This window comes from Leifsonia sp. LS1 (assembly GCF_020521355.1).
Taxonomy (GTDB): Bacteria; Actinomycetota; Actinomycetes; order Actinomycetales; family Microbacteriaceae; genus Leifsonia.
Map to the genome: position 1 here is coordinate 218,744 of NZ_BPER01000002.1, position 11,777 is coordinate 230,520.

At 69.6% G+C, this 11,777-nt stretch carries 11 protein-coding genes; 6 read left to right on the forward strand and 5 right to left on the reverse strand.

Annotated features, from left to right (window positions below):
• Window positions 1–139: 139 nt before the first annotated feature.
• Window positions 140–754 (reverse strand): TetR/AcrR family transcriptional regulator, encoded by a 615-nt coding sequence (locus LLS1_RS04315; protein WP_223360790.1) that lies wholly within the window; start codon window positions 752–754, stop codon window positions 140–142.
• Window positions 755–819: 65 nt separating this feature from the next.
• Here LLS1_RS04315 and LLS1_RS04320 point away from each other — a divergent pair, with 65 nt between their 5' ends.
• From LLS1_RS04320 to LLS1_RS04340, 5 genes are all read left to right on the forward strand, one after another.
• Complete coding sequence (locus tag LLS1_RS04320) at window positions 820–2,142, forward strand: MFS transporter (RefSeq protein ID WP_226653753.1); 1,323 nt, start codon at window positions 820–822, stop codon at window positions 2,140–2,142.
• A gap of 88 nt (window positions 2,143–2,230) precedes the next feature.
• Window positions 2,231–4,840, forward strand: a complete 2,610-nt coding sequence (gene valS, locus LLS1_RS04325) for a valine--tRNA ligase (RefSeq protein WP_226653754.1) — start codon at window positions 2,231–2,233, stop codon at window positions 4,838–4,840.
• Window positions 4,837–5,283: a GNAT family N-acetyltransferase gene (locus LLS1_RS04330; RefSeq protein ID WP_223360787.1), complete on the forward strand. Its 447-nt coding sequence runs from the start codon at window positions 4,837–4,839 to the stop codon at window positions 5,281–5,283. The genes valS and LLS1_RS04330 overlap by 4 nt, the downstream gene beginning before the upstream one ends.
• 72 nt (window positions 5,284–5,355) lie before the next feature.
• A complete protein-coding gene (locus LLS1_RS04335) occupies window positions 5,356–5,811 on the forward strand; it encodes a GNAT family N-acetyltransferase (protein WP_223360786.1) in 456 nt (151 codons plus the stop codon).
• On the forward strand, window positions 5,811–6,077 hold the full coding sequence (locus tag LLS1_RS04340) for a hypothetical protein (RefSeq protein ID WP_226653755.1): 267 nt from the start codon (window positions 5,811–5,813) through the stop codon (window positions 6,075–6,077). The genes LLS1_RS04335 and LLS1_RS04340 overlap by 1 nt, the downstream gene beginning before the upstream one ends.
• A gap of 6 nt (window positions 6,078–6,083) precedes the next feature.
• On the opposite strand, the gene LLS1_RS04345 is transcribed toward LLS1_RS04340, so the two are convergent.
• Genes LLS1_RS04345 through LLS1_RS04355 form a run of 3 tightly spaced genes read right to left on the reverse strand, consistent with a single transcriptional unit; the run spans window position 6,084 to window position 8,160 of the window.
• Window positions 6,084–6,269: a hypothetical protein gene (locus LLS1_RS04345; RefSeq protein ID WP_226653756.1), complete on the reverse strand. Its 186-nt coding sequence runs from the start codon at window positions 6,267–6,269 to the stop codon at window positions 6,084–6,086.
• Complete coding sequence (locus LLS1_RS04350; protein ID WP_226653757.1) at window positions 6,266–7,528, reverse strand: MFS transporter; 1,263 nt, start codon at window positions 7,526–7,528, stop codon at window positions 6,266–6,268. Before LLS1_RS04350 ends, LLS1_RS04345 begins: the two co-directional genes overlap by 4 nt.
• The gene (locus tag LLS1_RS04355) at window positions 7,525–8,160 is read right to left on the reverse strand and encodes a transcriptional regulator (RefSeq protein WP_223360782.1); all 636 of its coding nucleotides are present in this window, start codon (window positions 8,158–8,160) and stop codon (window positions 7,525–7,527) included. The genes LLS1_RS04350 and LLS1_RS04355 overlap by 4 nt, the downstream gene beginning before the upstream one ends.
• A 118-nt stretch (window positions 8,161–8,278) precedes the next feature.
• On the opposite strand from LLS1_RS04355, the gene LLS1_RS04360 reads away from it, so the two are divergent.
• Window positions 8,279–10,318, forward strand: coding sequence for a M3 family metallopeptidase (locus LLS1_RS04360; RefSeq protein WP_226653758.1), 2,040 nt, complete (start codon window positions 8,279–8,281; stop codon window positions 10,316–10,318).
• Between the two features lie 46 nt (window positions 10,319–10,364).
• Here LLS1_RS04360 and clpX read toward each other — a convergent pair whose 3' ends face one another.
• A complete protein-coding gene (gene clpX / locus LLS1_RS04365) occupies window positions 10,365–11,639 on the reverse strand; it encodes an ATP-dependent Clp protease ATP-binding subunit ClpX (RefSeq protein WP_223360780.1) in 1,275 nt (424 codons plus the stop codon).
• Window positions 11,640–11,777: the final 138 nt, after the last annotated feature.

The following is an 11,777-nucleotide window of genomic DNA, read 5'->3' on the forward strand; positions in this document are numbered from 1 at the left end:
CGCCGGCTGCGCCGGGTACGGCCTCTCATTCTGCGGCTGTGACGGGCCGGCCCCGTTCGGTTCTACTGCGCACGGACGGGCCGCACGGTTCTTCCGAAGACTCGCCGGTGATGGCCGGGTCGTAGTCGATGCGTCGATTCTACCCGTTCACGAACGCGGCCGCGTAGCCCCGGCAGACGGGCTCGACCGCTGCCCGCACGAGCGGGGAGAGCGGCCCGCGCGCGACTCCCGCACGCGCCCACACCGTCGCGGCCGAGACCATGGCGCCGACGACGGCGGTCGCCGCGCTGCGTGGCAGCAGGTCGTCGGGGTCGAGACCGGTGCGCGCGGCGACGGCGCCGGCGACCGCGCGCACCAGGGCCAGGAAGCGCGGGAGGCCGGACGCCTGCAGCTCGGCGTCGGTGCCCATCAGCTCCACCTGCGTGACCGCGAGAGGCAGGCGCGACGGACCGAACCCGTCGGCGAGCGCGACCACGGCTGCGAGGACCGCATCCATCGGTGCGACACCGTCGTCGACGGCGGCGAGCGCGTCCGCGAATCCGGCGAGCGACTGGTCGACCTCCAGCCACAGCAGGTCGCTCTTGGATCCGAAGTAGTTGAAGAACGTACCGCGGCTCACACCGGCGCGGCGCGCGATGTCGTCGATCGTCGTGCCCGCGTAGGTCTGCTCCAGGAACAGTTCGCCCGCCGCCTCGGCGATCATCTGCCGGGAGGACGCGCGGGGCCTGCCCGATGCGGAATGCGCTCTGGCCATCTCGTGTTCTCCCTGACGCCTATTATTGGACCCGGTCCACTTATCAACGATTGCGAAGGACGCCCGTGACAACCACCCCCACCGCCGTGCGCAGCGAGACGGATCGGCCCGGCATCACGCCCGGCACGGCACGCCGCGTCACGATCGCCTCGTTCGTCGGGACCGCCCTCGAATCGTACGACTTCTACCTCTTCGCGTACTTCAGCGCCTTCTTCGTCGGCCCGCTGTTCTTCCAGCCGCTCGGTGCGTTCGGGGGTGTCCTCGCCGGCTTCCTGACCATCGCGGCCGGATTCGTCATCCGCCCGATCGGCGCGATCGTCTTCGGCCATCTGGGCGACCGCATCGGCCGCCGCCCGACCCTCCTGATCACCATCGCGATGATGGGGATCGGGACGGGCCTGGTCGGCGTCCTGCCCACCTACGCGCAGGCCGGCTGGTTCGGCGCCGTCGCGCTCGTGATCCTGCGCCTGGTGCAGGGGCTGTCGCTCGGCGGCGAATGGGGAGGCTCGATCCTTCTCGCGACGGAGTACGCGAACCCGAAGCGCCGCGGCTTCTACGCCGCGCTCCCCCAGCTCGGCTCCCCGGTCGGCTCCATCCTGAGCGCCGTGGTGTTCATCGCGACGACCGCGCTGATCCCGACCGACCAGATCGCGGCGTGGGGCTGGCGCCTGCCCTTCCTGACCGCCATCCCGCTCCTGCTGGTCTCCCTGTACCTCCGCTGGTCGATCGACGAGACCCCTGTCTTCCGACAGCTGCTCGAGACGGGGACGCGGGACCGCTTCCCCGTGCTCGACGTCTTCCGCAAGGCGCCCTCCGGGTTCGTCATCGCGATCGGCGCGGCCGTGCTGGGCATCGGCTCCTACTCGCTGATGAACACCTACATGGTCGACTACGGCACCACGACGCTCGGCTTCAGCTTCCAGGACCTGCTGATCGCGACCACCGTCGGCGGCCTCCTCCAGCTCGTCACCATCCCCTTGTTCGGAGTCTGGGCGACACGGATCGGGTCGGCCAGGGTCGTCATGATCGGTGCGATCGGGACGCTGATCATCGCCTTCCCGATGTACTTCCTCCTGCAGTACGCGACGTTCCCGATCCTCGTCGGCAGCATGATCGTCGGCGGCATCCTCCCGACGCTCGCCTGGGCGGGTCTCGGCGGCCTGATGTCCGACCTGTTCCCGAGCGAGGTGCGCTACAGCGGGCTCTCGGTCGCGTACAGCCTCGCGGCGCTCCTGACCGCGTTCGTCCCAGCGCTGACACTGCTCCTCGGCGGCGCGACGGGCAACGCCTGGTGGCACCCCGGCATCGTCCTCGGCCTGATGAGCGTCATCACCCTGGTCGCCGCGCTGATCGCCTCCCGACGGACCCCGATCGTCGACGAGGTCTGAGCGGCGGTGCGGTCCTCCGGTACGCTTGTACGGTCGCACACTCAGGCACCCCGATGACACGGTGCCGCACATATCGAACCGGAGGACCATGAGCGCCGCGAACCCCGTGCCCGAGAAGCCCGCACTGGAGGGCCTGGAAGCCAAATGGGGCGACCGCTGGCAGCAGCAGGGCACCTTCCGCTTCGATCGCGACTCCGCCCTCGCCGCCGGCCGCGACGGCGTGTACTCGATCGACACCCCGCCGCCGACCGCGTCCGGCTCCCTGCACATCGGCCACGTCTTCAGCTACACCCACACCGATGTCGTCGCGCGCTACCAGCGCATGCGCGGCAAGCACGTCTTCTACCCGATGGGCTGGGACGACAACGGCCTGCCCACCGAGCGCCGCGTGCAGAACTACTACGGCGTGCGCTGCGACCCCACCCTCCCCTACGAGGCGGACTTCGTGCCGCCGTTCGAGGGCGGGGACAACAAGAGCACCAAGGCGGCCGACCAGAAGCCGATCTCGCGCCGCAACTTCATCGAACTCTGCGAGCGCCTCACCGTCGAGGACGAGAAGCAGTTCGAGGCGCTCTGGCGCTCGCTCGGTCTCTCGGTCGACTGGTCGCAGACCTACCGCACGATCGGCCACGAGTCGCTCAAGACCTCCCAGCTCGCGTTCCTCCGCAACATCCACCGCGGTGAGGCGTACCAGGCCCTCGCGCCGACGCTGTGGGACATCACGTTCCGCACCGCGGTCGCCCAGGCCGAGCTCGAGGACCGCGAGCAGCCGAGCGCGTACCATCGCGTCGCGTTCCACGGCGCCGACGGCCCCGTGTACATCGAGACCACTCGCCCGGAGCTCCTGCCGGCCTGCGTCGCCCTGGTCGCCCACCCGGACGACGAGCGCTATCAGCCTCTGTTCGGCACCACCGTCCGCACCCCGGTCTTCGGCGTCGAGGTCCCCGTCGTCGCCCACCACCTCGCCCAGCCCGACAAGGGCAGCGGTATCGCGATGATCTGCACGTTCGGCGACATCACCGACGTGGTCTGGTGGCGCGAGCTCGACCTGCCGAACCGCGCCATCATCGGCTTCGACGGCCGCATCGTCAGCGAGCCGCCCGCGGCGATCGAGAGCGCCGAGGGTCGGGCGGCGTACGCCGAGCTCGCCGGCAAGACCACCTTCTCGGCCAAGCAGGCGGTGGTGGAGCTGCTGCGCGCCTCGGGCGACCTGATCGGCGATCCGAAGCCCATCCAGCACCCGGTGAAGTTCTTCGAGAAGGGCGACAAGCCGCTCGAGATCGTGTCCACCCGGCAGTGGTACGTGAAGAACGGGGCGCGCGACGAGCAGCTGCGGCAGCGTCTCATCGAGCTCGGGCGCGAGATCGACTGGCACCCCGAGTTCATGCGGGTGCGCTACGAGAACTGGGTGAACGGCCTCACCGGCGACTGGCTGATCTCACGCCAGCGCTTCTTCGGCGTTCCCATCCCCGTCTGGTACCCGCTCGACGCGGAGGGCAACCCGGTGTTCGACCAGCCGATCCTGCCGACCGAGGAGCAGCTCCCCGTCGACCCGTCGTCCGATCCGGCCCCCGGTCACGATGAGTCGCAGCGCGGCCAGGCGGGCGGCTTCATCGGCGAGCTCGACGTCATGGACACCTGGATGACCTCCTCCCTCACCCCGCAGCTCGCGGGCGGCTGGGAGCGCGACGGCGCCCTGTTCGACGCCGTCTACCCGTTCGACCTGCGTCCGCAGGGACAGGACATCATCCGCACCTGGCTGTTCTCGACCCTCCTGCGCTCACAGCTCGAGAGCGACGTCGTCCCGTGGCGCAACGCTGCGATCTCCGGCTTCATCGTCGACCCCGACCGCAAGAAGATGTCGAAGTCGAAGGGCAACGTCGTGACGCCCGCCGACATCCTGGAGCGCCACGGCTCGGATGCCGTCCGCTACTGGGCCGCCTCGTCGCGCCTCGGCACGGATGCCGCCTTCGACCCGCAGAACCCGACGCAGATCAAGATCGGCCGCCGCCTGGCCATCAAGCTGCTCAACGCGGCCAAGTTCATCCTGGGCTTCGAGGCGCCCGCCTCCCTCGACCTCGCCCAGGTCACCAGCCCGCTCGACATCGGGATGCTGCAGAACCTTGCCGACGTGATCGCCGACGCGACCGCCGCGCTCGACGGCTACGATCACGCGCGGGCGCTCGAGATCGTCGAGACGTTCTTCTGGACCTTCTGCGACGACTACCTCGAGCTCGTCAAGGAGCGCGCCTACGGCGAGGCGAACGCCGAGCAGGTCTCGGCCGTCGTCGCCCTCCGTGTCGCCCTCTCGGCGTTCCTGCGACTGCTCGCGCCCGTGCTGCCGTTCGCGGCGGAGGAGGCCTGGAGCTGGTCGGCGGAGGACTCCGTGCACGTCGCGCCCTGGCCGACGGCCTCCGATGTCGCCCCCGAGGGCGCCGACCAGCGTCCCGTCCTGGCCGTCGTCGGCCGCGCTCTCACGGGCATCCGCGGAGCGAAGACGGCGGCGAAGGCCTCGCAGCGCACGCCGGTCGACTCCGCCGTGATCTCGGGCCCCGCGGACGAGATCGCCGCGATCGAGTCGGCGGCCGCCGATCTGCGCTCGGTGGGCAGAATCGCCGAACTGCGTTTCGCAGCCGCGGAGGAGCTGGCCGTCACCGATATTCTGCTTGCTCAGGCACCGACCGAGGAGGAACGATGACGGCGACCGTCCGGAAGGTGGAGGACAACGAGTTCTTCACCTGGCTCGACCTCTACGTCGGCTACGGGGAGTTCTACGAGAGCCCCGTCACGGACGAGAAGGCCCTTCTCGTCTGGAGTTGGATCACCGACCCCGAGAACGAGCTCGAGGCCTACTTCGCCATCGACGACGAGGGGGCGCCCATCGGCGTCGCCCACGTGCGCGAGTTCGTGCGCCCGCTCGACGGCAGCAAGGGCCTCTACCTCGATGACCTGTTCGTGTCTCCGGACGCGCGCGGCGCGGGGGCGGGCACGCAGCTGCTCGAGTTCCTGCGCGACGCCGCCCGCGAGCGCGGTCTCTCCGTCGTGCGCTGGATCACGGCGAAGGACAACGACACGGCGCGGCGGCTCTACGACGCCGTCGCGCAGAAGACGAAGTGGGTGACCTACGATCTCGTCCCCTGAACCGGATCGGGATATGGTCAGAACACGCACGCGGCCCGCGCGGCCGTATGGGGAAGGCGAACGGAGTAACCCATGACGATCGAGGTCCGACCGGTCAGGGACGGCGATTTCTTCGCCTGGCTCGACTTGTACACGAAGTACGCGGAATTCTACGAGACGGAGCTCACCGACCAGCGCGCCCTGCTGCTGTGGTCGTGGCTCACGGCTCCGGAGCACGAGGAGCTCGGCTTCGTCGCGGTGGACGGGGAGCGCATCGTCGGCCTCGCCCACGTGCGCGAGTTCGCCCGGCCGCTCGAGGGCGACCGCGGCCTCTTCCTCGACGATCTGTTCGTCGCGGAAGACTCTCGCGGCGCCGGAGTGGGGCGCACGCTCATCGAGCATGTCCGCTCGCTCGCGCAGGAGCGCGGCCTCGGCGTCGTGCAGTGGATCACCGCCCAGGACAATGCAACGGCCCAGCGCGTCTACGATGCCGTGGCCGAGCGCACCTCCTGGGTGACGTACGAGATCGATCTGTCGGGCCGGGGCTGATGCAGCTCGGCACCCGCTGGGCCATCGGCGCGACTCCTCCGGAGAGCCTCCCCGAGGTCGTCGCGTTCGCGCTCTCGACCGTCGAGGAGGAGCTGGTCGCCACCGACGTCGAGACCGATGGATGGCGCTGGACCCTCACCTGGCTGGAGGGGCGCCCCGTCGTGGAGCTCGACGACGGCACCGTGGTGCGGTACAACCCGCAGGAGGACTCCGCCACGATCACGCAGCCGGTGGAGCAGCAGCCCACCGACTACGACGAGGCCTGATCGGCTCTACCGCGGGAGCTGCGGCAGCTGGCGCGCGGCGCGATCCCGCGTCGCCTCCAGCTGGTCGACGAGGTCGGCGTGCGCAGCGGACCGGCGAACGGGGCGGTCCCCCCACGCGGTGAGCGCGTGGCCGAGACGGACGGCGGTGCGGTGGGTCCACGGCCGGCGGGCCGAGAGGGCGTAGGCGGTCATGAGGCGGATCCTTCCGAGATGGGCTGGAGTGCCGGCTCGGTCGAGCCGGCGTCGTAGCTGCGCGCGCTGAGCAGCAGGCGCGTGCAGACGAAGGTCAGGACGACCACGACGCCGCCGCCGATGACGAACGGCAGGCGCAGGTCGATGCGGGCGACGAACCCGCCGAGCACGGTCGCGACCGGAGTCAGTCCCCACCCGATGGTGCGGACGATGCCCATCGCACGGCCGAGCATGTCGCCCGGGATGAGTGCCTGGCGGAGCGCACCCCACGGCACGTTCCAGACCGCCACACCGAAGGCGCCGACGGCGTAGCTCAGCACGGCGACCGCGACGTTCGCGGTGAGTCCGACACCGGCGAGACCGACTCCACTCACGAGGATCGACCAGAACATCACCCGGCCGCGACCGAATCGGGCGACGAGCGAGCTGGAGATCAGGGCGCCCACGAGCGCCCCCACCCCGACGCCCGCCGTCACCACACCGACAAGCGCCTCCGGCACCGCGAAGGTCTGCAGGAGGAGGAGCACCACGCTTCCCTGTGCGAAGGCCAGGGCCGACGCGGTGAGCGATGTCAGCACGATCATCTTGCGCAGGAACCGGTGCCCGACCAGGAAGCGCACGACGGCGCCCATCCCCGGGCGGGCGGCCGCCTCTCCGTCGGTGTCTGCGCCCCGCGCGTGGGAACGCGCGGCCGCCGCCGGGATGCTCAGCGCCAGCAGACCGGCGACAAGGAATCCGGACCCCGTGAGCCAGACCGGCAGCACGAGGGCGACCGCGAACAGGAAGCCCGCGATGGGCGTCGCGATGAAGTTCTGCACGACGATTTCGGCGGATTGCATACGGCCGTTCGCGCGGTCGAGCTGGGTGCGGCCGACCAGGCTCGGCACGACCGTGGTCGTGGCGTTGTCGAAGACGGTCTCGCCCAGCCCGAACAGGAGCACGCAGCCGTAGAGCCACCAGATGGTGAGCGCGTCCGCCGCGATGAGTCCGGCGAGCAGCGCTGCGACGGCGAACCGGAGGCTGTTGGCCACGGCCATCGCGACGCGACGGTCGACACGGTCGAGCAGCATCCCGGCCGGGATGCCGAAGAGCAGCCACGGGAGGAAGGTGACCGCCGTGAGCCCGGCAATGAGAGCCGGGTCGCGGGTCAGCGTCGTCGCGATCAGCGGCACCGCCGTGCGGCCGATGCCGTCCGCGAGGTTGCTCGCGATCGCGGCGGTCCAGAGGCGCGCGAACCCGGCGCCGAGCGGCGTCGTCATCGGTCTTCCTGTTCGACCAGCGGGAAGGCGTTGAACTGCACCTGGGCCCGCAGCTTGCCCTCGACATCGTCGGACTTCCACTGCTCGCGCAGACGGTCCAGGAGGCGGTAGTACTCGCGCCCGAGCTCGGCCAGCTGGTCGATCGTGAGCTCGAGGTGGGAGGTCGAGAGTGTGCTCGCCTGCATCCACTCCGTACCGAAGACGTCGAGTCCACGGCGGACGAACGCGGTGAGGCGGCGCTCGTTGTTCTGCTGCCATTCGCGCGAGATGAGCTCGTTGGCCTCACGGCCGGCCGGAGTGGCCAGCGTCTCGGGCGAGCCGATCGTCACGCCGCCCGGCGCCATGCGCCACCAGCGCTCGCGCCCCGAGCCGCGCTCAGCGTCCTCGACGATGATGTTGTGCTTGGCGAGCTGGCGCAGGTGGTAGCTCGTGGAGCCGCTCGACTCCCCCAGCCGTTCCGCCAGTCCGCTCGCGGTCGCCGGCCCGAAGTCGGAGAGCTCGTTCATGATCTCGACGCGCAACGGGTGCGCCAGCGCGCGGAGCGCCTCCATGCCGAGGGCGTCGTCCATGGGGTGGGAGATCGGCGCCGGCTTCTGCGGGGCGTCCGTCTCGCGGGGGTCTTCGTGGGCCATGCATCGAGCGTAGCAATGCAAAGACGTCTTTGCAATTGTCTCTTTGCACTGATTCGTTTGCAATTATTTCTTTGCAGCGCACCCTTTGCGAGCGTGAATGGGGCCGTAGGCTGGACGAATGGCAGACACCGCGAATCCGTTCTTCTCCCCCAGCACCCTCCCCTACCAGTTGCCGCCGTTCGCCGAGATCCGGGACGAGCACTATCGTCCGGCCTTCGAGCGCGGATTCGCGGAGCAGCTCGCCGAGATCGACGCGATCACGGCCGCTCCCGGACCGGCGACGTTCGAGAACACGTTCCTGCCGCTCGAGCGCTCCGGACAGGTGCTCCAGCGCGTCGCCGAGGTCTTCTTCAACAAGAGCTCCTCCGACAGCACCGACTTCACCAACGCGCTGGAGGAGGAGATCGCGCCGCGGCTCGCCGCGCACCAGGATGCGATCCTCCTGAACCCGGACCTCTACGCCCGTATCGACGCGATCCACGCCGCACTCGACGAGCTGGACCTCGACGCCGAGTCCCGCTACCTGGTGGAGCGATACCACACCGAGTTCACCCTGGCGGGTGCCGGTCTCGACGAGGCGGACAAGGAGCGGCTGCGGGAGTACAACCAGCGGCTCTCGACCCTCACCACCCGCTTCGAGAAGAACCTCCTCGCCGACACGAACGACCTCGCGGTCGTACTCGACTCGGCCGACGAGCTCGCGGGACTGGGCGACGGAGAGATCTCCGCCGCCGCCGAGGCGGCGCGGGAGCGCGGGCTCGACGGCACGTACGTGGTGACTCTGGTGCTCCCCACCGGCCACCCGTGGCTGTCCTCCCTCACCCGCCGCGATGTGCGCGAGCGGATCATGACGGCTTCCCGCTCGCGCGGCATCCGCGGTGGCGAGCACGACAACCGTGAGCTGGTGCTCGAGATCACCCGCCTGCGCGCCGAACGCGCCCGTCTGCTCGGCTTCGACACGCACGCGGCCTTCGTGACGGCCGACCAGACCGCACGCACCCCGCAGGCCGTGGCCGATATGCTCGGCCGGCTCGCCCCTCCCGCGGCCCGCAACGCGCGCGCCGAACAGGAGGACCTCCAGCAGCGGCTCCCCGATGGCGACACCGTGCAGAGCTGGGACTGGCCGCTGCTGACCGAGAAGGTGCGGCAGCAGAAGTACGACGTCGACTTCGCCGGCATGCGCCCGTACTTCGAGGCCGAGCGGGTGCTGCGCGACGGCGTCTTCCACGCCGCGACCCGTCTCTACGGCATCACGTTCGAGGAGCGCCCCGACCTGGTCGCCTACCACCCGGAAGCCCGCGTCTTCGAGGTCCGCAACGAGGACGGCAGCGAACTCGGCCTCTACATCCTCGACCTCTACACCCGCGACTCGAAGCGCGGCGGCGCCTGGATGAACCCGCTCATCTCCCAGTCCGAGCTCCTCGCCACCCCGACGGTCGTCGTGAACAACCTCAACGTCCCGAAGCCCGCGGCGGGCGAGCCGACGCTGCTCACCTACGACGAGACGAACACACTGTTCCACGAGTTCGGGCATGCGCTGCACGGACTGTTCGCCCGCGTCACCTACCCCAAGTTCGCGGGAACCAACGTCTTCCGCGACTTCGTCGAGTTCCCGAGCCAGGTGAACGAGATGTGGATGCTGTGGCCGGAGATCGTCGAGAACTACGCGGTGCACCACGTCACCGGCGAGCGGATGCCGCAGGATCTCATCGACCGCCTCCACGCCTCGGAGTCGTTCAACGAGGGCTTCGCGACGAGCGAGTACCTCGCCGCCGCGCTCCTCGACCAGGCCTGGCACGCCATCACGGCCGACGACACCGTCGAGGACGTCGCGGCGTTCGAGGCGGAGGCTCTGGCCGCGGTCGGCCTCGACAACCCGGCGGTCCCTCCGCGCTACGCGAGCACCTACTTCGCGCACACGTTCTCCGGCGGCTATGACGCGGGCTACTACTCCTACATCTGGAGCGAGGTGCTCGACGCCGACACCGTCGAGTGGTTCCGGGAGAACGGCGGCCTCACCCGCGAGAACGGCGACCGGTTCCGTTCCCGCCTGCTCGGCGTGGGAGGCTCGAAGGACCCGCTGGAGGCGTACCGCGACTTCCGCGGGCGCGACGCCGTGATCGAGCCGCTGCTGGAACGGCGCGGGCTGACCGGCTGACCGCCGGCGGGCGGAGGCCGTCTCGGTCGCCGCCCGCCGCCGGCCGTCAGGCCGACTTCTCCTCGCGGCGTGGGCGATGCGGGACGATGGTGGGCGCGGCGTTCTCGAGCACGGCCTCCCGGGTGACGACGACGCGGGCGACCTCGGAGCTGGACGGCACCTCGAACATGATCGGCCCGAGCACCTCCTCCATGATCGCGCGAAGGCCGCGGGCACCCGTCTTGCGGAGCACGGCGAGATCGGCGATGGCCTCGAGCGCGGTGTGCTCGAACTCGAGCTGTACGCCGTCGAGCTCGAACATGCGCTGGTACTGACGCACCAGGGCGTTCTTCGGCTCGGTGAGGATCTGCATCAGGGCGCTCTGGTCGAGCTGCGTCACGGTGGTGACGACGGGCAGACGGCCGATGAACTCCGGGATGAGCCCGAACTTGTGGAGGTCCTCGGGGAGCACCTCGCTGAAGAGGTTGATGTCGTCGCCCTTGGAGTGCAGCGGGGCGCCGAAGCCGATGCCCTTCTTGCCCGCGCGGGACGAGATGATCTCCTCCAGCCCCGCGAAGGCGCCGGCCACGATGAACAGGACGTTCGTCGTATCGATCTGGATGAACTCCTGATGCGGGTGCTTGCGACCGCCCTGCGGGGGGACCGACGCGACCGTGCCCTCGAGGATCTTGAGCAGCGCCTGCTGCACGCCCTCGCCCGAGACGTCGCGGGTGATCGACGGGTTCTCGGCCTTGCGGGCGATCTTGTCGACCTCGTCGATGTAGATGATGCCGGTCTCGGCGCGCTTGACGTCGTAGTCGGCGGCCTGGATCAGCTTGAGCAGGATGTTCTCGACGTCTTCGCCGACGTAGCCCGCCTCGGTGAGGGCGGTGGCGTCCGCGACGGCGAACGGAACGTTGAGGCGGCGGGCGAGCGTCTGCGCCAGATAGGTCTTGCCGCAGCCGGTGGGGCCGATCAGCAGGATGTTGCTCTTGGCGATCTCGACGTCGTCCATGGCGTCGGCCGCCGTGATGGTCTGCTTGGCGCGCACCCGCTTGTAGTGGTTGTAGACGGCCACGGCGAGCGAGCGCTTGGCCTGCTCCTGGCCGATCACGTACTCCTCGAGGAACCCGAAGATCTCCTTCGGCTTCGGCAGATCGAACTCGCTCGCGGCTTCCTCGCCGGCCTCGGCGAGACGCTCTTCGATGATCTCGTTGCACAGCTCGACGCACTCGTCGCAGATGTACACGCCCGGCCCGGCGATCAGCTGCTGGACCTGCTTCTGGCTCTTGCCGCAGAAGGAACACTTGAGCAGATCGGCGCTCTCCCCGATTCGAGCCATCCCTCATCCCCTCCTACAACACGGGTGTCTTCGTCCGAGCCTAACCTGTGCGAGCGACAATGGCGCGCACCGGCGGGTCGAACGCGTCATCCGCCGTTATGCCGACAGCAGAAGACCGCCGGACGTGCGAGGAGGACG